The 20,293-nt window shown below is 42.7% G+C and carries 16 protein-coding genes and 1 tRNA gene; 11 read left to right on the forward strand and 6 right to left on the reverse strand.

The features are described 5' to 3' along the window. Window positions 1-59: 59 nt before the first annotated feature. The gene (gene ribB, locus BMW98_RS15980; protein WP_090259752.1) at window positions 60-1,199 is read right to left on the reverse strand and encodes a 3,4-dihydroxy-2-butanone-4-phosphate synthase; all 1,140 of its coding nucleotides are present in this window, start codon (window positions 1,197-1,199) and stop codon (window positions 60-62) included. Window positions 1,200-1,249: 50 nt separating this feature from the next. Beyond that, window positions 1,250-3,169: a DNA primase gene (gene dnaG / locus BMW98_RS15985; RefSeq protein ID WP_090259754.1), complete on the reverse strand. Its 1,920-nt coding sequence runs from the start codon at window positions 3,167-3,169 to the stop codon at window positions 1,250-1,252. Window positions 3,170-3,356: 187 nt separating this feature from the next. Here dnaG and BMW98_RS15990 point away from each other — a divergent pair, with 187 nt between their 5' ends. The 5 genes from BMW98_RS15990 (at window position 3,357) to BMW98_RS16010 (ending at window position 7,890) form a co-directional block, all read left to right on the forward strand. Then, entirely contained in the window at window positions 3,357-4,451 is a 1,095-nt protein-coding gene (locus BMW98_RS15990; RefSeq protein ID WP_090259756.1) for an Mrp/NBP35 family ATP-binding protein, read from the forward strand. A gap of 4 nt (window positions 4,452-4,455) precedes the next feature. Further along, window positions 4,456-4,695: a NifU family protein gene (locus BMW98_RS15995; RefSeq protein WP_090259758.1), complete on the forward strand. Its 240-nt coding sequence runs from the start codon at window positions 4,456-4,458 to the stop codon at window positions 4,693-4,695. Between the two features lie 217 nt (window positions 4,696-4,912). Further along, complete coding sequence (locus BMW98_RS16000; RefSeq protein WP_090259760.1) at window positions 4,913-5,707, forward strand: PASTA domain-containing protein; 795 nt, start codon at window positions 4,913-4,915, stop codon at window positions 5,705-5,707. A gap of 70 nt (window positions 5,708-5,777) precedes the next feature. After that, a complete protein-coding gene (locus tag BMW98_RS16005) occupies window positions 5,778-7,583 on the forward strand; it encodes a T9SS type A sorting domain-containing protein (protein ID WP_139177614.1) in 1,806 nt (601 codons plus the stop codon). A 1-nt stretch (window position 7,584) separates the two neighbouring features. Then, window positions 7,585-7,890: a rhodanese-like domain-containing protein gene (locus BMW98_RS16010; RefSeq protein ID WP_090259764.1), complete on the forward strand. Its 306-nt coding sequence runs from the start codon at window positions 7,585-7,587 to the stop codon at window positions 7,888-7,890. Here the strand turns inward: BMW98_RS16010 and BMW98_RS16015 are convergent. Then, window positions 7,887-8,513, reverse strand: coding sequence for an HAD family hydrolase (locus tag BMW98_RS16015; RefSeq protein WP_090259765.1), 627 nt, complete (start codon window positions 8,511-8,513; stop codon window positions 7,887-7,889). The two genes, BMW98_RS16010 and BMW98_RS16015, sit on opposite strands and share 4 nt — an antisense overlap. A gap of 75 nt (window positions 8,514-8,588) precedes the next feature. On the opposite strand from BMW98_RS16015, the gene BMW98_RS16020 reads away from it, so the two are divergent. Continuing rightward, window positions 8,589-8,665 (forward strand) — tRNA-Ile (locus tag BMW98_RS16020). Window positions 8,666-8,837: 172 nt separating this feature from the next. Here the strand turns inward: BMW98_RS16020 and BMW98_RS16025 are convergent. The 3 genes from BMW98_RS16025 to BMW98_RS16035 all read right to left on the reverse strand — a co-directional run bounded on the left by BMW98_RS16025 (window position 8,838) and on the right by BMW98_RS16035 (window position 12,000). Beyond that, window positions 8,838-9,833 carry a Kelch repeat-containing protein gene (locus BMW98_RS16025; RefSeq protein WP_170836525.1) on the reverse strand — a complete coding sequence of 332 codons (996 nt, stop codon included), beginning with the start codon at window positions 9,831-9,833 and terminating at the stop codon, window positions 8,838-8,840. Window positions 9,834-9,837: 4 nt separating this feature from the next. Beyond that, window positions 9,838-11,187, reverse strand: a complete 1,350-nt coding sequence (locus tag BMW98_RS16030; RefSeq protein ID WP_090259770.1) for a DUF4270 family protein — start codon at window positions 11,185-11,187, stop codon at window positions 9,838-9,840. Window positions 11,188-11,301: 114 nt separating this feature from the next. Further along, window positions 11,302-12,000, reverse strand: coding sequence for a LytR/AlgR family response regulator transcription factor (locus tag BMW98_RS16035; protein WP_090259771.1), 699 nt, complete (start codon window positions 11,998-12,000; stop codon window positions 11,302-11,304). A 336-nt stretch (window positions 12,001-12,336) separates the two neighbouring features. Between BMW98_RS16035 and BMW98_RS16040 the strand changes: the two genes are divergently transcribed. From BMW98_RS16040 to BMW98_RS16060, 5 genes are all read left to right on the forward strand, one after another. Continuing rightward, complete coding sequence (locus tag BMW98_RS16040; RefSeq protein WP_090259773.1) at window positions 12,337-13,755, forward strand: Gfo/Idh/MocA family protein; 1,419 nt, start codon at window positions 12,337-12,339, stop codon at window positions 13,753-13,755. A gap of 243 nt (window positions 13,756-13,998) precedes the next feature. Continuing rightward, window positions 13,999-14,577, forward strand: coding sequence for a TetR/AcrR family transcriptional regulator (locus BMW98_RS16045; protein WP_090259775.1), 579 nt, complete (start codon window positions 13,999-14,001; stop codon window positions 14,575-14,577). 27 nt (window positions 14,578-14,604) lie between these two features. Continuing rightward, window positions 14,605-15,930, forward strand: coding sequence for a TolC family protein (locus BMW98_RS16050; protein WP_090259777.1), 1,326 nt, complete (start codon window positions 14,605-14,607; stop codon window positions 15,928-15,930). Between the two features lie 23 nt (window positions 15,931-15,953). Beyond that, the gene (locus BMW98_RS16055) at window positions 15,954-17,075 is read left to right on the forward strand and encodes an efflux RND transporter periplasmic adaptor subunit (RefSeq protein WP_090259778.1); all 1,122 of its coding nucleotides are present in this window, start codon (window positions 15,954-15,956) and stop codon (window positions 17,073-17,075) included. Window positions 17,076-17,105: 30 nt separating this feature from the next. After that, window positions 17,106-20,273, forward strand: coding sequence for an efflux RND transporter permease subunit (locus BMW98_RS16060; protein WP_090259780.1), 3,168 nt, complete (start codon window positions 17,106-17,108; stop codon window positions 20,271-20,273). The last annotated feature ends 20 nt before the right edge of the window (window positions 20,274-20,293 follow it).

Below are 20,293 nucleotides of genomic sequence, written 5' to 3' on the forward strand. Positions count from 1 at the left end.
GATTAACGCCACCAAGGCTGAATGTTACATTAATATAACACTTTTTTGGCCTTAGATGTTTATTCCGTTTCTAGCGGAACGTATTCGGTAATCTCTAGGCCGTAACCAATTAAACCAACACGCTTTTGTGGGTTATTAGAAATTAGCTTTAGCTTATGAATGTTCAGGTCTCTCAAAATCTGAGCACCCACACCATAATCTTTCTCGTCCATTTTAACCCCGAACTTTCTGCTTAAAGGTTGTTCCGTTATACCTTCTTGCTGCAGAATTTTCATTTCATGCAATAAACGCTGGCCGCGGGCATTTTGGTTCATGTAGAGTACAACACCTTTGCCCTCCTTTTCTATCATACGCAATGCATGCTTAATCGGATTGCCAGCATCGTGTTTAAAACCAAAAATATCGCCCAAAGTACTCGAAGAGTGTACCCTTACAAGTACAGGCTCGTTTTCATCCCACTCGCCTTTGATTACCGCCAAATGCACTTCGCCAGTATTAATTTGTTTGTAGGCCTGAAGATGAAAGTCTCCGTATTCAGTTGGTAAGTCAATCGACATATCCTTCTCGATCAGGCTTTCATTGGCCAACCGATACTCGATCAAATCTTCTATAGAAACCAGTTTAAGGTTGAACTTGTCCGCTACCTTTTTCAAGTCCGGTAAACGGGCCATACTACCATCTTCATTCATAATCTCCACTAGTACACCACCTGGCTTTAAACCGGCTAATCGGGCAAAATCAATAGTTGCCTCTGTGTGGCCTGTTCTACGCAGCACCCCTCCTCTTTTTGCCTTTAGGGGGAAAATATGTCCAGGTTTACCCAACTCTTCAGGGCGGGTATTTGGGTCTACCAAAGCCTGAACCGTTTTAGCCCTGTCCGAAGCCGAAATTCCGGTAGTACAACCATGGCCAATCAAATCAACCGATACTGTGAAAGGTGTTTCGTAAGCCGCAGAGTTGTTGCGCACCATTAAGTCTAAGCCCAACTCTTCGCATCTGTCTTCTACCAAAGAGGCACAGATTAATCCGCGCCCATGCGTTGCCATAAAGTTGATTATTTCAGGAGTAACCTTTTCTGCAGCGCAGATAAAATCACCTTCATTTTCACGGTTTTCATCGTCTACAACAATGATTACTTCACCGTTTTTTATCGCCTCAATGGCTTCTTCAATGGTATTCAGTTGAATTTTCTCAGACATAGGTAATAGGTAAGCGATGCAAATGTAATCGAATCTTTCAGGCTTTAAAATTATCGTGGAATCACAATGCCAAGCTCTGTATCTACTTCAATCAATAATGCTTTTAAGTGTTTGTGAACCTTTAAAAGTTCAATTTGTTCCTCAACATCCTGCGTTTTTTTCAACGCATCGTCATTTTCGTTGATTAATATCTCTAGCTTTTTCTTCTTGAGTCTGAGCACAATCTTGTAAGCTGCATCGGGCAAATCTTCCGATTCGTGCATGGTCATAATTCGGTGGCGAGCTTGCCACCCTTCGCTCACAAAGTACTTCATTTCCAATAAGTCAATTACCAACTGGCTCATTGAAGGATCCGTAGGACCAATAAACTGATCTGGCTCAATTTTCTTTCCTGCAGCTACCAGTTCGGCAGCTTTGCTTAAGGTGCGATCAATCACCTCATCATCAAAAGGAATGGACTCTATTTCTTCAAAAATGAATTCAGAAATGCTTACCTCATCATCAAAAGCTTCATTACCATAGTTAATGAGCATACGCAAGCACTCTCGCTCAACGAAAAACGAGGTAAGTTTTACGTCACTCCGTGTCTCTTGCTCTACCGGTGGCAGCGGTTCCACTTGTTGCTCTTCATGCCTAGTGGAATCCCTATCCTTACGTTGCTGCTGAATCAACAGCTTGTTCAGCTCTGTTATCAGCACTTGCTCCTGAATATCGAGCAAACCGGCACAAGTTTTTATGTAAACCGAACGCTTGATACCATCGGGAATGAGCGCAATACTCTCGATTACTTCACGAATTACTTTAACCTTGTTCGAAGGGTCTTTGTCCCTCCCTCCATCGGTCAGAATATTGGTTTTGAAGGTAATGAAATCTTGCGCCTGCTCTTTCAAATAGGTTTTAAAGGCCTCTGAACTCATGGTTTTGGAGAAACTGTCTGGGTCTTCTCCTTCGGGGAATACCACCGCGTGCACGTCCAAATCGTGCTCCAAAATCATATTGATACCACGGAACGAGGCTTTTATACCTGCACTATCACCATCGTACAGCACAGTAATATTCTTGGTATAGCGGCTTATTAGCTGAATCTGCTCTTTGGTAAGCGATGTTCCACTCGATGCCACCACATTTTCTACCCCAGCAAGGTGCAATGAAATCACATCCGTGTAGCCTTCCACCAGATAGCACATATCCTCGTTGCGGATGGCTTGTTTGGCCTGGTGAATTCCATAAAGCACATTGCTCTTGTGGTAAACTTCCGTTTCCGGTGAGTTAATGTACTTTGGTTCTTTTTTATCGGTGCGAAGAGTTCGGGCGCCAAAAGCAATTGTTTTTCCCGAAACGTTGTGAATCGGAAACACTACCCTGGCCCTAAACCTATCGTAGACTCTGTTCTTTTCGTTCTTTAGAATTAAGCCGGCTTTCAGAAGCATTTCTTCTGTATGACCTTTGGCCTTGGCAGCCTTTAGCAGGCCATCCCACTCATCGAGCGCATACCCTAGCTCAAACTTTTTAATTATCGCCTCATTAAAGCCACGCTCTTTAAAATAGCTCAAGCCAATGGACTTACCTTCGCTGTTTTCAAACAACTGGTCTTGAAAGAATTTTCCAGCAAAGCCAAGCACAATAAATAGACTGTCGCGCTCATTTTGCGCTTCAATCTGCTCATCGGTCATTTCTTCTTCCTGTACCTCTATGCCATATTTTTGAGCCAGGTATTTTAATGCTTCAATGTAGCTAATGCCTTCAACCTCCATTATAAAGGAAATAGCATCGCCCCCCTTTCCAGAGCTAAAGCATTTAAAAATCTCCTTGGATGGAGAAACGTAGAACGAAGGTGTCTTTTCGTTGGTAAATGGGCTGAGTGCACGATAGTTTGTCCCTACCTTCTTCAAACTCACAAAATCCCCTATCACATCAATAATATCAATGCGATTCTTTATCTCCTGTATGGTAGCGTCACTTATTGCCATTCGATTTCAAATATAGCAAGCCAAGGTTAGAGATTTAAGATTGACGATTTTAAGATTTCAGATTTTCGGTCTTCGGTCTTCGGTCTTCGGTCTTCGGTCTTCGGTCTAACCCGTGAACTAATATTACCAAACGCTGTTATTAGAAAAGTCAAACGAATGCTGTTTATTTGCAGCTGAATTAATTACCATGGAGCTGACGAAAGAAAATGTGCTGAAAGCCCTTAGTCATGTGCTAGACCCCGACATTAAAAAGGATCTGGTTACGCTAGGCATGATTGAGAATATTCAGATTGAAGGGAACCAACTGGCCTTCACGGTAATGCTTACCACCCCGGCCTGTCCACTGAAGGAGTTGATTAAAAACGACTGTCTTAAAGCCATTGAAAAACATTTGGGAGAAGACATTGAAGTGGAAGTAGAAATGAGTTCTCATGTAACTACCACACGAGACAACACTCCCCTTTTACCAGGCGTAAAAAACATTATTGCCGTAGCCTCCGGAAAAGGTGGTGTAGGTAAATCTACTGTTACAGCAAACTTAGCAGTTGCACTAGCCAAGTCTGGTGCCAAAGTTGGGGTAATTGATGCCGACATTTTTGGACCATCTATGCCAACCATGTTCAACTGTGAGCATGAGCAACCGGGCATTAAAAAGGTGGGTGAAAAGAACCTGATAATGCCAATTGAGCAATATGGTGTGAAACTAATTTCCATTGGCTTTTTAACACCTGCAGAAAATGCAGTGGTTTGGAGAGGCCCAATGGCGAGTAGTGCACTAAAACAATTTATTGCCGATACGGAATGGGGCGAGCTAGATTACTTATTGATTGACCTGCCTCCTGGCACAAGCGACATTCACCTTACATTGGTGCAAACTGTACCTGTAACGGGTGCTGTAATTGTAACCACCCCACAAAAGGTGGCCATAGCCGATGCACAAAAAGGATTAAACATGTTCAAGCAGCCGCAGATCAATGTGCCGGTACTTGGAGTGATAGAAAATATGGCGTACTTTACGCCAGAAGAGCTTCCTGATAACAAATACTATATTTTTGGACAAGGAGGCGGAAAGAAGTTAGCCGAACGTTTTGACGTACCATTTATAGGAGAAATTCCGTTGGTACAAGGCATAAGAGAGGGAGGCGACTTGGGCTACCCAGCCATTATGAAGGAAGGCATTGTTGCCGATGCTTTTGCCAAAGTAGCCGAGTCTACAGCACAACGAATTGCTATTCGGAACGCTGAGAAAAAAGAAACGAAGAAAGTAGAAATTAACGCTTAACGATATGTTGGAAAGAGTTGAAGCAGCCTTGGAGAAAATCAGGCCATTTTTGATTGCCGATGGTGGCAATGTAAAAGTGCTCGAAATTACCGATGACCTGATTGTAAAGTTGGAGTTGGAGGGTGCCTGCGGAACCTGCCCGATGTCTCCTATGACAATGAAAGCCGGTGTGGAAGAAGCACTGAAGCGGGACATTCCTGAACTTAAAGGAGTTGTTGCAGTAAATGTAGCTGAAGCACAGTAACAAAATATTGGCCAATGGATAATTGCATTGGCCAACTTACTACTGCTCCCCTTCAGTTACCTCTATCGATCAGAACACGCCTTACATTAGCTTTTGCTAGAATTGCCACCCAAGCCGATTGATTAATCGGCAGCATACATTTGCCACTCTGTTGAAATAATTATCTTTGCCAAACTGTCTTAAAATTATTGGCAGTGCTTTGCGTTACTAATTTCAGATGAGCAATAAACCCTTCAACTTTTACAGTTTTCTTAAGAATGTTGGCATAATGGTAGGAATAGGCGCAGTAATGCTGCTGTTCTTTTTTTACATCTACCTACCGGCCACCACAAACCACAACGAAACCATTACGGTACCCGATTTAGAAGGAATGGCTTTCGATGATATTAATGAGTTGTTAACCAACCGCAACCTTGGTTTCGAGGTAATGAGCGATTCAGGCTATTCCGAAGAATACGATCCGTTTTACATTCTAAGCCAAAACCCAAAACCTGGGGCTAAAGTAAAGGAGAATAGAAAAATTTATCTTACCCTAAATGCCAAGGTTCCCCCACAGGTGCGCATGCCCAACCTTATTAACACCGACCTACCCAATGCTGAAGACATTCTGTTAAGCAATGGGTTAAAGCGAGGTGAAATTACTTATGTGCCAGACAGAAGGGTAAACGCTGTAATATCACAAAAACTAAAAGGTGAAGATGTAGCCATGGGCACCATGATCTACAAGGGATCGGCCATTGATTTAGAAATTGGAAATGGTGAAGGCATTAAAAGCTTTCCTACCCCAGACTTTCTGGGAAAAACGCTGGCTGAAGTTCGCTTTCAAATCGAAGCTTCTGGCTTGAAACTTGACGAAATCAATTTCATTAAAAACGATACGGTTCCGGCTAATTTGGTCTACAAACAACTACCGCCACAAGGTAGAAGCATAAGAACTGGCGACTTGGTAGAAATTTGGATTAACCGCCAAGAAGAGTTGCCTGAAGAAGAGGAACAACCGGAGCAACAATAGTTCAAATGTGCTAAGAGCTGCTTTAACCATATTGGTGCTTTTTATTGGTTTGGGGGTAAAAGCTCAAATTATGGAGGTTACTTTACCTGCACCTAAAAGCAAAGCCAGCAAAACAATTACCACCGCAGCTAAAGGCGTTAATGCAACAAACGCACTTGACATACCTTTTTGGGAAGATTTCTCAACGGACTACTTAGTGCCCAACCCAACAAAATGGCAAAATGCTGAGGTTGTCAGAATAACGAATAGCACGGGTATAAATGCGCCAACACTAAATGTGGCCTTATTCGATGGTGTAGATGCCAACGGTGTTGCCTACAACGCAAACAGTTTATTGAATGGCGCTACTGATAGCCTCACCTCACAACCAATTAATCTATCGACTGTAGGTGCCGATCAGGCCGATTCGGTTTACCTCAGTTTTTTTTGGCAGGCTAATGGCCGAGGCGAATTACCCGACAGTCAAGATTCGCTGGTGCTGCTATTTAAAGACATAAGCGGCCAGTGGAACCAAGTGTGGTCTAAAACAGGCGGAACAAACAACGCGTTTGATGACTTTACCCAAGAGCTTATACAGGTTGACCAAGCATACTTCCATACCGATTTTCAGTTTAGGTTTCAGGCATATTCTCGCCTAGCCGGCCCATATGACACTTGGTTAGTTGATTACATTTTCCTGAACGATTCGCGCCACGAAAACGACATTGCCTACTTAGATCGCGCTTTGACCAGAAAACCATCATTTCTTACTACGCCTTACAGCGCAATGCCTATCGATCAGTTTTTCGCTAGTCCGGCTACTTACTTGCAAGAAACGAATGCGGAGTTCTATAACCTCAACAGTGTTTTTCAGCCTGTATTATATTCAACCATAGTAACAGACCTTGTTACCGGAAATGAAATTGAAAGGTTGAATGACAATGTGGTGGCCTCACCCCTTCCCGGAGCTTTTGAACGAAGAACTTTTACCTCTCCGGCACTTAACCCGAACAACCTGGATAGCGATGCCGATTCGCTTTTACTAGAAACGAATTACTTTATTCGTTCTGGAGACAATTACTTTATTGAAAGTATTAACCCCGGAGTTGACACTGTATTCAACTTTAATGTTGATTACAGAATTAACGATACGGTAAAGATGGTTACGGTTTTAAATGACTATTACGCCTACGATGATGGCGAACCGGACTATGCTGCTGGCATTAACCAGCGCGGTGGGCAGCTGGCTTATGAATTCAATGTGGAACAAGAAGCACTACTCACGCATATAGATATTAACTTTCCGTTTGTACAGCAAGCTGGGGAGCCAATTGAACTGTTCGTTTGGTCAGCACTCGACCAAGCTCCTGAGTCAGTTCTATTCCAAAATTCCTATTCGGTACAACGTGCAAGCGAAATTGGTGAGCTAAAAGCTTATGAACTCGATACGCCAGTCTATGTGCAAGGCACTTTCTTTATTGGCTATCAGCAAGGCACCAATGAGTTTTTGGCTATAGGACTCGACAAGAACAACGACACTGGGGATAAAATGCACTATAATGTAAGTGGTACATGGCAAGCAAATACCGAGGTTCAGGGTAGCTTTTTAATGAGACCAAGGTTCGACAAAGCTACTGCTGCAAGCTTTCAACCTGGTAACGAATCTGCTCCTGATGTAGCAATTTACCCCAACCCGAGTTCAGGCCGATTTTTTATCAACTCCACAGCGAAGAACATACAAGTTTTCGACAATTACGGCCAGCCAGGCATTTTCACCACTTCCGAAGGGAACAATGGCACTTGGGTAGACCTCTCAAAAAATAAAAATGGCATATATTTGCTCAAGTTTTCAAGTGAAGGAAGAACCGTTTCGAAACGGGTGATTTTGAACCAGTGATATGAAGGAAATTACAGTAGAACAACTTTTAGAACGCATAAACTCAGGAGAACAGATTAACCTATTTGATGTAAGGGAATACTGGGAATATGATGAAGACAATATTGGTGCTAAATGTATTCCACTGGGAGACCTACCTAAGCATTTGGAGGAATTGGCTCCGCTTAAAAACGAAGAAATTATTATTCACTGCAAGAGTGGCGCCCGTGGCGGACAAGCACAAAAGTACCTTACCGCTCAGGGCTTTGAAAATGTGGTGAATGTTTGCGGTGGCATTTTGGCCTACAGAGAACTGGAAACTGCTTAAGCAAACAGTTCCAGCCAATCTCTAGGGCTTACATTTTGGTAGCCAACAATACCAAGCTTTTCAGCAGCTTCAATGTTTTCTAGTTTATCATCAATAAACAAACAGGTTTCCGGACTTAATTGATGATCGTTCAATATTACCTGCCAAGCACCCGGATTAGGCTTGCGCTCCCCTACCTCTTGCGAAAGGTATACCTCTGTAAAATACTTGTGAAAAGGCTTATTTGGAGAAATATGATTCACCAACCGGTTAAAGAAACGGATGTGAATCTCGTTGGTATTACTCATAACAAACAGCTTATACTTTTGCGCCATTTGCTCTATTCGCTCCAATTTATCCTTGTCAATCTTTCCTAGCATGGCATTCCAGGCTGCATCCAAATGTCCATCTTCACCAGTAAACTCTAGGTGTTCTCTTAAATGAGCCCTAAAAGTTGGGTCGTCTATTTCTCCTACTTCATACTTCAGAAAGAAATCCTCCTTGGCAGCCAACTCCTTTACTTGCTCGAAAGTTAGGTCTGAAAGGTCTGCAAAGGCCTTATAAGTAGCGTCCATATCGAGATCGATAATCACTCCACCCAAATCGAAGATGACAGATGATATTTTAGTTAAATCTGGTTTCATTTAGAGTTGTTTAATTAAAGTCAAATATGTAACATTGCACTCCAATTTTCAACGGCTTTCTTAAGCAATTGAAAAGGGCCTATAACTCAGTTGGTTAGAGTATCTGACTCATAATCAGAAAGTCCCTGGTTCGAGCCCAGGTGGGCCCACCAAAAGCTCACTCATTAATTTGAGTGGGCTTTTTTTATTTCTTAGAACAAAACCTACTCCCCTGAAAACAAAAAACCACCATTTCTGGTGGTTTCTACTTTAACAAAACATACTAGAGGGGTTGTTAAAAAAAGAGCACGACATTGCTGCCGCACTCCATTAAACAACAAAGTATTAATCTTCATCATCGTACGATTCTAATGGGAAGAAAGCCCATATATCATCGAATCGAGATGAGCCATTTCGTCCAGTAACTATATAACCAACATCATCAATACTGAAACCTGTAGCGCCTTGCCTTGCAGTTCCCTCAAAACTTGTCATCTCGGACCAGTAGCCATCGCTTGGGTCATACACCCAAGTGCTGGTAAGGGTACCATTACCAATACCTGTTGAAATATAAGCTTTGCCATGGCAAACGAAACTTACGGTTTCAGATCGCATTACATCATCATCTCCATATGTACTATGATCCAAATCGCTTAACTCCTCCCAACTATCACTACTTGGGTTGTATCGCCAAAAATCTTCTTGAAAAGCGCCATTGTGCACCCCTCCACCTACATACGCCATTCCATCTATGGTAAAAGCAATTGGGTTAATTCGTTTTGAGCCCCCTACGCTTGTCATTTGTTCCCATGAGTTAGTTGTAGGATCAAACGCCCAAAAATCTTTCAGCTGATTATCTCCATCAAAGCCGGTACCTACATAGCCCTTGCCATCAATTCCCAAACCAAAAGCACTATGCCTAGCCACTCCTTCAAAATCTGGTAATTGTGTCCATTGGTTGGTCAATGGATCATATTCATAAAAGTCTTTCAAGTAATTCACCCCATCATAGCCAGTGCCCACATAGCCTTTTCCGTCAATACTAAAGGCAATGGCACCATTTCTAGCAGCTCCAGGGAACTCAGCAATTCTCACCCATGTATTTCTACTCGGATCATAAGACCAAAAGTCATTCAATCTATCAACACCATTGTACCCTGTACCAACATAGCCAATACCGTTAATAACGAAAGAGACTGCACCACTCCTTATTGCCCCTTCAAAATCAGACTTCTCTACCCAATTTCCATCTTCAGGTGTAGACTCATACTCGTTGTCACAAGCATTCAGTGTCGCCAGTAACAATACCAGAGACAATGTTTTAAAAAAGTTAATTCTCATGCACTTATTCATAATCTGTTAGAACTTTAGTCATATATAATTTTAGTTTAACACCTGCCTGCTCATGACTTGAGTTAGGTAATTGTACTTGTTCAAATGAGCACAAAACTGTAGAGGTTGGCGGTGTAAGTATCATACTGAATTCATGCGCTCCATTATCTGCGAGTTGTGCATGAATTAAATCTGTTACGTCAAAAGAGTACACGGCCTGCTCACCCAATTCCTCATCGTAACTGAGCCCGCTGTATATAAAGTATTGTTCTGCTCCTGAATCGTTGTAATCAAAAGTCCCGGTTGTTTCCAGCTCATTGGTAAGAAAAACCGCGAGTGAATCGGGCAATGGCATGGATTGCGAATAGGTGCCCCTGAGTGGGCTAACTTCTAAAATGGCTGAATTGAACAGGTAGTTCTTACTGAGTTCATTTAACTTCTCTACATATGGCAATTCAATTCTCGAATAAATACCTACACCCGCCTTTACATAACTAATGTTACCAGTAAGTTCTGAAGAAAACCTTGCACCACTTGCTAGCCCTGCTAAACCGGTACCTTCTAAACTCGCTGTGATGGAATTGAACGAAACATAATTCGATGAATTGAAAAAGTCGAAGTACTCAGAAGATGAGTAGTCCGCTTCTTCATGATAGTACATTCTCAACTTAGTCACCGTTCCTGCAACCTCATTTTCAGAAGAATAGCTGGTATTCAACAAGCTGATAACTTGGTCTGTATTATCATCACCTGGCCGAATGGCAAAGCCAGTAAATTGATTCAAAAAATTGGAATTACCGCTATATACCTCGCCCTGTAGAGCTAAAGCAAAAAGTGTCTCACCAACTGATCCAGATATTTTAACGGGAATGGAATCACCTTTTTCCATTGTTGGGGAATATGTAAAAGTCCCGACAGGTTCTTCGATAAAAGGCATTGAGTCGAAATTGTAGTATTCAACTTCTAACTCTTCAGTATTAACCGGCTTAATCAAGTGTACTGTATAATCCCTAGCCTCTTCTTCGAGCGTCAGTGCCTCATTAAAATACAGGTAGAGATAAAGAGAATCGAATTTCATATCCTCATCCAACTCCAAAAGAGACGCTGGTCTAAGGTTCAAAAAACTCTGAGCGTATACGGTACCTGTTTGATCAAAACTGGCAGCACCTATTAAGAACCTGGCAGGAGAAGATGTTACAATGGAATCTTCAATTTCAGTATAAGTTTTTATAGAAAAGGTATCTAAAACATTTACATCAAAAACATCATCCAAAGCCCCATCTGGTGCAATACCAATGGGTTGTTCACAAGCATATATACATAGGACTGCCAGTAAAGCACAGGCCTTAAGAAATAACTTCATTGTTTAAATTTTAGGTAAAACTATGGGTGGGAATCTTCTCCTAGGAAAGAATTCAGCAAGTGCTTACATAATTCAGTAAACAGCTTCAGTTTGTTAATGGCTGTTAAGTTTTGCTTACAGAATAAGGTTTCTTACCTCGTGAAGAAACGTACGGCCAATAGGAATTTTCTCGCCATTAAGCACCGTAAGTTCATGGCCGGAAATACTGGTTACATATTCAGTATTTACAATATAGGACCGATGCACCTGCACATAATTGGCAGGCAAAGTTGAGGACACCTTTTTGAGGGCTCCAAGCGTCAGATAACTGGTATCGTCAGTAAAATACTTAATGTACTCACCCTCTGATTTTATGTATTTGATCTTAGTTGTGCTGATAATTCGAGTGGTACCGCCATCTCGTACTTTTACAGAATCGCAATAACTAGGTGTTGATGCCCCGATCCTTAGGCTTTGGCTTACCCTAAAAGCAATAAGTTGCAAGCAAGCCGGCTGCAGTGGAAGTGTAACCACATCAGTGGCAAAGTTCAAAAGGCTTGTATTTACGTTCTGGTTTTCGCTGTTGCAGTAAACTACAATGGCCACCTCAGGGTAAGCCTCTTTCATTGTCTGTAGATCCTTTATAGATATTGTATCTGAAAGAAAAACTACATCAATTTTCATTACTGCTAGTGTGTGGAATATCTGAGCGACCGAAGCTGTAACATGAACAACTTCAAAGAGGTCGGATTGGCCAATTATCTTAACGGTAGCTTCAAGGGTTATTGAAGGCTTGTAAATTAAGGTATTAAAGCTCCTGTTTATACTTTCCATTTGTCAGTAGTATTTGTTTACCCCTCTGACAGCCCCATTTAAACAAAGGTTTATAGCCTGTGTGCCGGGTTTAACTTTTGTTAACCCGCTTATACATTTGTTAACAGAAACTGGTTATTTCTTTTCCTTTTTTAACAGAAAGCAAAGGCTTCCGCAACTCATTAACCGATTGACAGCCCTTACAACTTTCAAGCTAAACTCAGGTACCTCTAAGAAAAGACTTGAGCCAAAGAGTATATACCGCCTACCCCTTTAACTTCCCTTTCAAACGATTGCGAACGGAGAATTTCGGAAGATTATATCTATATTATTTTCCAATACTCAATCGAAAATCCTATGAAAGAAAAAACCGAAAAGAACTCTCGTAGAGACTTTATTAAAACCATGGGGATAGCCGGTGCAGGCTTTACTATAGTACCACGCCACGTACTTGGTAAGGGCTTTCGCGCACCTTCAGATACTTTTTACTTAGCAGGTATTGGTGTGGGCGGAAAGGGCTATTCTGACTTGGCCGAATGCGCCAAGAGTCCGGCAGTTAAAATTGTAGCCCTATGCGATGTGGACGACAGAAGGGCGGAAAGAGCTGTGAAAGACTGGAGCGATGCCAATTATTATAAGGACTATCGCGAAATGCTCGAAAAAGAAAACAACATTGATGGTGTTACCATTTCGAGCCCAGACCACATGCACGCCATTCAGTCGTTAGCGGCTATGGAACGTGGTAAACACGTTTACGTGCAGAAACCACTTACCCACGACATTGCTGAGGCCAGAGAAATGACCGAGGCAGCACACAAATATAAGGTGGTAACCCAAATGGGTAACCAAGGTGCATCGGGCGATGGCGTGAGAAAAATGCAGGAATGGTATCAGGCTGGCCTAATTGGCGATGCTACCGAGGTTTGGTGTTGGACGGACAGACCTGTTTGGCCTCAGGGTATACAGTGGCCTGCCGAGAAAAAGGCAAAAGTACCTAAGGAACTAGACTGGGACCTTTGGCTGGGCACCGCCCCTTACAAAGAATATGTAGATAACCTAGTGCCGTTTAACTGGAGAGGCTGGTGGGACTACGGAACCGGAGCACTTGGCGACATGGCTTGCCATATAATAGAGCCTGCCTTTAAAACACTTAAGTTAGGCTACCCTACTGGTGTAGAAGCATCTGTAGGTTCAGTTTACGTGGGCGAATTCCGAAGAGGTTACTTCCCTGAAAGCTGTCCTCCTTCTTCGCACATTACACTCGACTTTCCCGCCAGAGAAGACCAGCCAGAGCTGAAACTACACTGGATGGACGGTGGAATACAGCCGCCACGTCCAGAAGAACTAGGCGCCAACGAACAAATGGGCGATGGTGGAAATGGCGTAATTATCAAGGGTACTCGCGGTACTATGATGTGCGGCACCTACGGCATTAACCCGCGATTAATTCCACTAGAATTGAACGAAGCGGTGAATGTACCTGAAACCATTGCTCGTGTACCTGAAGGACACTACGTACAGTGGGTAAACGCAGCCATGGCGGGCTATAAACAAAAAGAATGTAGTTCTGACTTTGATATTGCAGGACCACTAACAGAGAGCATACTTATGGGTAACCTAGCACTTAGAAGCTTTGATGTTCGTAAGAAAAACGGAAATAACTGGGAGTATCCGGGCCGTTACATTAAGCTTTTATGGGATGGTGACAATATGAAAGTGACGAACTTTGACGAAGCTAACCAATACGTGCGCAGAGACTACCGCACTGGTTGGTAATCACCTATTTTTAGATTTAGATTCACCTAAAGCCCGGCAATTGTCGGGCTTTGCTTTTTGGTACCTACATAACCAAGAATCTAAAGAGCCTTCCATCCTTATTAATACTCCATCAAGCAACCATTTTGGCTACTCGACAGCCTCCTATTCCATACAAATCTTTTAACTAACGGAACTTTTTCATGCTAATGGGAACTATTAATTCTCAAGAATGATTGAACGTTCATTCAGTCGAGAATCAGGATGGAAGAAAAACTAGCTGAGAAGAAAAAAATGGTAATGGAAAGTGCGCTCAAGTTAATTTATGAGCACGGTTTTCATGGATGCCCAATGAGTATGGTGGCCAAAAATGCCGGTGTGGCAGCAGGCACTATTTACACCTACTTCGAAAGCAAAGATGAGTTGATAAACGGGCTTTATTACTACGTTAAAAACAGCCTTTTTCAGGTTGCCCTTAATGCCGACAACGACCAAAAAGATTTTAAAGAGCGATACCACAATTTCTGGAATGCCCTTGATAAGCACTACATGGACCATCCGGAAATACACAAGTTCTTCGAGCAATTTAGGTCCTCTCCTTACAACACCGCAGAAAAGCAGCTCGAGCAAGATGACTGGCATGACTGGCTGCACAGTTTTGTTCAGCAAGGAATTGACCAAGGGTATTTAAAAGACATTGCTACCGACCTACATGTAATTATGGTTATGGGCAGCTTGAGCTCTCTTACACTCGTAAGAACCAGCTTTCAACACAAGATTAACCAGCGCGCTGTCGACCTAAACAAACTGGCCGACATGGTCTGGGATGCAATAAAAAAGTAACAAAACTAAATCTATAAAACACTTAATATGATCAAACAAAAGCATATAATGCTGCTGGCACTATGGGCTTTGTTTTGGCCAAGTATTTCAAAAGGTCAAACCGAAACCCCGCTACCACAACAGCTTACATTAGAGCAATGTGTGGAGTTTGCGCTTAAAAACAACCCCACCATTAAGCAATCGCTTATCGATGAGGAAATTGGCGAGCGCGAAATTAAGTCTAGCCTCTCCGGTTGGTTCCCTCAAATATCTACCACATTTGGGCTTGACGACAATATTAAATTAAGAACGCAAGCCATTGATGGTAACCTGATTGCATTTGGCCAGAAGTACAACTCCAGCCTTCTGCTACAGGTAAACCAAACGCTCTTTAATAGAGACCAATTGTTTGCATCAAAATCTGCTGACAACATAAGAACTGGGCTAACCAAAAACATTGAGGAAGTTAAGATTAGCACAGCGGTAAATGTGAGCAAAGCCTATTACGACATACTGTTGACATACGAGCAACTGAATATTCTGAACGAAAACCTGAGCAGGTTACAGAAGCAATATAACGATGCCCGTAACCGCTACGAGTCTGGGCTTGTTGATAAAACTGACTATCAGCGCGCAAGCATCTCTCTTTCCAACGTAATGAGTAACAGAAATCGGGTTAAAAATTCACTCAATTCTAAGTTCTTCTACCTAAAGCAGTTGATGGGCTTTCCGCAAGAACAGGAGTTTACGCTCGATTACAATTATGACCTGATGGAACAGCAAGTTTTTGCTGACACCACAGAAACTTTGTCTGTAGAAAACAGGGTTGAGTACCAGTTTCTCGAAAACCAAGTTGATTTGTTGAACATTCAAACCAACTACGAAAAATGGTCTTACATCCCTACCCTTTCGGCCTATTACAATTACAACTGGCTGTTTTTCAACAATGATTTTTCATCGTTGTACGAACAGTCCTATCCTACTTCAGCAGTTGGCCTTTCTTTAAGCCTTCCAATTTTTCAGGGAGGGAAAAGAACCCAAAATATTCACATTGCTGAGCTAAAAGAAGAGCGTTCTCAAATCGACCTGATCAACTTAAGAAGTCAGATCAATACAGAGTACGAAGGCGCTTTGGCCGACTATAAGAGTAACTACTTTGAGTGGCAGATTATCCGTGAGAACATGGAGATGGCCAGCGAAGTGTACGACATTATTAAGCTGCAATACGATGAAGGCATAAAAGCTTATGTAGACCTAATTGTGGCAGAAACAGAACTGAGAACAGCTCAGCTCAACCATTACAACGCTATTTACCAACTACTTGTAAGCAAGCTAGACTTGGAAAAAGCACTCGGAAACATAGAAATCAATTGATAAAGCATAACCTACAAACTAGCATGAAAAAACAGACGACCATATTTGCATTGGGAGCCTTATTGCTTACAACTATATATTCTTGTTCGGATAACAAGGCTGCAGTGCAGCAACAAGCTCCACAAGCTGTACCGGTAAAAGCCGTACAGGTGCAAAAGCAACATATATCGGCCATTGACGAATACGCGGCTACCGTAATACCGCTCAACGAGGTAGAGATTAGGCCACAAATTAGCGGTTACATTACCCAAATATTTGTAAAAGACGGCCAACAAGTAAAGAAAGGCCAAAAGCTATACGAGGTAGATAGAACCAAATACGTAGCAGCCAAAGAGCAAGCCGAAGCCAATGTAGCCATTGCAGAATCGAACTTGGCAAGAATTAAGAAAGACGTAGAACGCTACGAAAGACTAATTGAGCAAGATGCCATTGCGGCTCAGCAGCTTGATTATGCCAAAGCAGATTTGCTTTCTGCACAGTCGCAGCTTACTGCTGCCAAAGCACAGCTAAACAGTGCCGAAACAGACTTGCGTTACTCTACCCTAACCGCGCCATTTGCGGGTACCATTGGCATTTCAAATGTGCGTTTGGGCGCTCAGGTTTCTCCAGGTCAACCATTGTTAAACACAATCTCTTCGGACGATCCTATTTTGGTAAACTTTACAGCCAACGAAAAGGAGATTCCGCGCTTTAACAGGTTGATGAATGCAGAAAACAACCCAGACTCCCTTTTCACCATACAACTTGGCGATGGCAGCATTTATCCAATGCCGGGTGAACTTACCATTATGGACCGCGCAATAGGTGGCCAAACTGGTACAATTAGACTAAGAGTAGAATTCCCTAACCCGAACAGAGATTTGGTTCCGGGTATGTCTGTTTCTCTTAGAGTGATTAACCAAGACTACGGCCAGCAAATTGTAATTCCTTACAAAGCTGTAACCGAGCAAATGGGCGAATACTTTGTGTATGTAGTACAAAACGACAACACTGTACGCCAGCAAAAACTTAAGCTTGGTAGCCTTTTGGGCAGCAATGTAGCGGTGCGTTCGGGCTTAGAACCTGGACAGAAAATCGTGTACGAAGGCATTCAAAAGCTTCGTCAAGGCGCTTCAGTTTCGGCTGAAATTGTATCTCCTAAATAATGGATTCTTTCACCTTATACGATTATTTGAATGATATCTAAAACATTTATAGAACGGCCAGTAATGGCCATGGTTATCTCCATCGTAATAGTGTTGGTGGGTACGCTCGCCTTGCTAAACTTGCCTGTAACCCAATACCCAGACATTACTCCCCCAGTAGTGTCGGTATCAGCCAACTATACAGGCTCCGATGCAGAAACCGTAGAACAAACGGTAGCCACACCTGTTGAAACGCAGGTGAACGGTACCCCTGGGTTGGCTTATATAAGCTCAACCAACACCAGTACTGGGCAAATGAACATGAACGTGACCTTTGAAGTAGGCACCGACATTGACATTGCGACACTGGACGTGCAGAACAGGGTAAGTATTGCCGAGCCAAGTTTACCTGAGGCAGTAAGAAGACTGGGAGTTGTGGTAAGAAAACGAAACCCAAGTATCATGATGGTAATTGGGCTTTATTCGCCAAACAAGTCTCACGACATCAACTTTATATCTAACTACACCAACATCTTTGTGAAAGATGCCCTTTTAAGGGTTAATGGCGTGGGAGATATAAATGCCATTGCCCAAGAGTTCAGTATGCGTGTTTGGCTTCAGCCCGACAAATTAAGCCAATATGGAATTTCGTCATCTGAGGTAACCGCAGCCATTCGCGAGCAAAACCTGCAAGTTGCGGCTGGTACCGTTGGTGGTAAACCACAGTTCGACTCTCAGGCTTTTGAATATCCTATTACTGTAAACGGAAGGCTTTCTGAAGAGAAAGAATTCGGTGAAATTATTGTACGAACCAATCCTGATGATGGTTCAATTGTTTACCTGAAGGACATTGCACGCATCGAGCTGGGTCAATTCGATTACGGTAGACAATCATTCATCAATGGTCAGGAAGCTGCCATTTTGCTTGTTTACCAAGCGCCAGGTAGTAATGCTGTGGAGACTGCTGAAGGTATTTACGAGGCTTTGGAAGAGATCAAGTCCACATTACCATCAGACATGGACTATGTAGTTCCGTTTGAATCTGTTTCTGTGGTTGAAGTTTCCATTAACGAGGTAATTAAAACCTTTGTAGAAGCCTTGATTCTAGTAGTAATTGTGGTATTCCTTTTCTTACAGAGTTGGAGAGCTACGCTTGTACCAATTCTTGCAATTCCGGTTTCTATTATTGGTACATTCATCTTCTTTATTCCGCTAGGCTTTACCATAAATACCCTAACCATGTTTGGTTTTGTATTGGCTATTGGTATTGTGGTAGATGATGCCATTGTAGTGGTTGAGGCAGCTCAGCACTATATAGATCACTTTAAACTTTCGGCCAAAGAGGCTACCATGCGGGCCATGAAGGACATTTCGGCACCTGTAATTGCCATTGCCTTAATTCTTGCCGCGGTATTTATTCCGGTAGGTTTTATTCCTGGTATTGTAGGTAGAATGTATCAGCAATTCGCCATAACTATCGCCATCTCAGTATTGATTTCGGCATTTGTGGCACTTACCCTTACGCCAGCCCTTTGTGCACTTTTACTCAAACCTTCAAAGGTGAATAAGGATGGAAAAGGGCTCAACAAGTTCTTCTTCGTTTTCAATACATGGTTCGAAAGAGCTACAAGAAGTTATTCTCGCGGAGTTCAAAAGTCAATTAAAGCAGCACCATTGGTACTCATTATTTTGGTGTGTATTTATGTGGGCACGGTAGGTATGTTCAATACCAAACCAACAGGCTTTATTCCTACGGAAGATGAAGGTAGATTGTACATTTCTATGGAGCTGCCAGAAGGTTCTTCCAGTACACGTACCAAAGCCGTGATGGACCAAGTGGTTGGCCATTTAGAAAGCACAGAAGGTATTGCCGATTACACGGGTATTGCTGGTTTGAACGTAATCAACTTCTCGTTTAAATCGAACAGTGCTACATTCTTCGTTTCTATGGATCCATGGGAAGAGCGCGGCACGCCAGACAAGCAATTGTACGGACTAATGGCACAGCTTAACCAGAAGTTCGCCACGGTTCACGAAGCCAATATTAGAGTTGTGCCTCCACCAGCAATTCCTGGTTTGGGTAGCACAGGTGGTTTTAGTTTTATGCTAGAGCAACGTGCCGGTGGCGATGTAAAAGAGCTGGAACAAGTGATGGGTAGCTTCCTTATGGCGGCTAACCAACGACCAGAAATTGCCATGGCCTATAGCTTCTTTACGGCAAGAACTCCGGGTTATCATGTAGAAGTAAACCGTGATAAAGCCAAGCAATTGGGCGTGGCCGTTTCGGATGTATTCTCTACCCTATCGAGTTTTATGGGAAGTACATATGTGAATGATTTTACCAAGTATGGTAGAAACTTCCGTGTGGTTGTTCAGGCCGACACGGCTTATAGATCGCGTATTGAAGACATCAATCAATTTTATGTACCAAACCGTGTGGGAGACCAAATTCCACTAAGTGCATTAGTTGATTACCAAGTGGTGGAAAATGCACCAGTAATTTCTCACTACAACTTATTTAGAAATGCCGAGGTAAATGGTGAAGCTGCTCCAGGTTACAGTAGTGGCCAGGCGCTTACCGCGCTTGAAGAAGTAGCTGCCGAAGTACTTCCTGAAGGCTACGGTTATAGCTTCTCAGGTTTAAGTAGAGAGGAGCTGTCCTCAGGTAACTCCACCATATTAATCTTTGCTTTGGCCATTACTTTGGTGTCTCTGCTATTGGCAGCGCTATACGAAAGCTGGTCTGTGCCATTCTCGGTTCTACTAGCGCTTCCACTAGGTGCTTTTGGAGCTATTGTGGCACTTACCTTCTTACCTAAGTTAGATAATAACGTTTACGCACAAATTGGTTTGGTAACGCTAATTGGTTTGGCAGCGAAAAATGCCATTCTGATTGTGGAATTTGCTAAGGAACGTGTAGACAGAGGTATGCCACTGTTAGAGGCAACAATTGAAGCGGTTAAATTGAGACTGCGCCCAATTATTATGACTTCGTTGGCATTTATTCTTGGTGTGGTTCCATTGGCATTGGCGCATGGCGCAGGTGCTGTGGCACGTCAAACCATTGGTTGGACAGTGATTGGCGGTATGTTAGCCGCTACTTTCCTAGCCATTTTTATAGTACCAGTACTGTATGTGGTAATTACCAGAATAGCCTATGGCAAAAAAGGTTTGGCAGCGCTTGAAGCCAAGTATCAGCCAGACCCACTTGAACAGTAACTATCCCAGTTAATTAGTTA

Source organism: Roseivirga pacifica, from assembly GCF_900111145.1.
In the GTDB taxonomy this organism is placed as follows: Bacteria; Bacteroidota; Bacteroidia; order Cytophagales; family Cyclobacteriaceae; genus Roseivirga; species Roseivirga pacifica.

Bases quoted from the DNA above. Each gene is read 5' to 3' on its own strand.
- BMW98_RS16040 (WP_090259773.1), top strand. From the start codon at position 12,337: ATGAAAGAAAAAACCGAAAAGAACTCTCGTAGAGACTTTATTAAAACC.
- BMW98_RS16030 (WP_090259770.1), bottom strand. From the start codon at position 11,187: ATGAAGTTATTTCTTAAGGCCTGTGCTTTACTGGCAGTCCTATGTATA.
- BMW98_RS16050 (WP_090259777.1), top strand. From the start codon at position 14,605: ATGATCAAACAAAAGCATATAATGCTGCTGGCACTATGGGCTTTGTTT.
- dnaG (WP_090259754.1), bottom strand. From the start codon at position 3,169: ATGGCAATAAGTGACGCTACCATACAGGAGATAAAGAATCGCATTGAT.
- BMW98_RS15995 (WP_090259758.1), top strand. From the start codon at position 4,456: ATGTTGGAAAGAGTTGAAGCAGCCTTGGAGAAAATCAGGCCATTTTTG.
- BMW98_RS16045 (WP_090259775.1), top strand. From the start codon at position 13,999: ATGGAAGAAAAACTAGCTGAGAAGAAAAAAATGGTAATGGAAAGTGCG.
- BMW98_RS16000 (WP_090259760.1), top strand. From the start codon at position 4,913: ATGAGCAATAAACCCTTCAACTTTTACAGTTTTCTTAAGAATGTTGGC.
- BMW98_RS16055 (WP_090259778.1), top strand. From the start codon at position 15,954: ATGAAAAAACAGACGACCATATTTGCATTGGGAGCCTTATTGCTTACA.
- BMW98_RS16025 (WP_170836525.1), bottom strand. From the start codon at position 9,833: ATGAGAATTAACTTTTTTAAAACATTGTCTCTGGTATTGTTACTGGCG.
- BMW98_RS16005 (WP_139177614.1), top strand. From the start codon at position 5,778: ATGGAGGTTACTTTACCTGCACCTAAAAGCAAAGCCAGCAAAACAATT.
- BMW98_RS16015 (WP_090259765.1), bottom strand. From the start codon at position 8,513: ATGAAACCAGATTTAACTAAAATATCATCTGTCATCTTCGATTTGGGT.
- BMW98_RS16060 (WP_090259780.1), top strand. From the start codon at position 17,106: ATGATATCTAAAACATTTATAGAACGGCCAGTAATGGCCATGGTTATC.
- ribB (WP_090259752.1), bottom strand. From the start codon at position 1,199: ATGTCTGAGAAAATTCAACTGAATACCATTGAAGAAGCCATTGAGGCG.
- BMW98_RS16010 (WP_090259764.1), top strand. From the start codon at position 7,585: ATGAAGGAAATTACAGTAGAACAACTTTTAGAACGCATAAACTCAGGA.
- BMW98_RS16035 (WP_090259771.1), bottom strand. From the start codon at position 12,000: ATGGAAAGTATAAACAGGAGCTTTAATACCTTAATTTACAAGCCTTCA.
- BMW98_RS15990 (WP_090259756.1), top strand. From the start codon at position 3,357: ATGGAGCTGACGAAAGAAAATGTGCTGAAAGCCCTTAGTCATGTGCTA.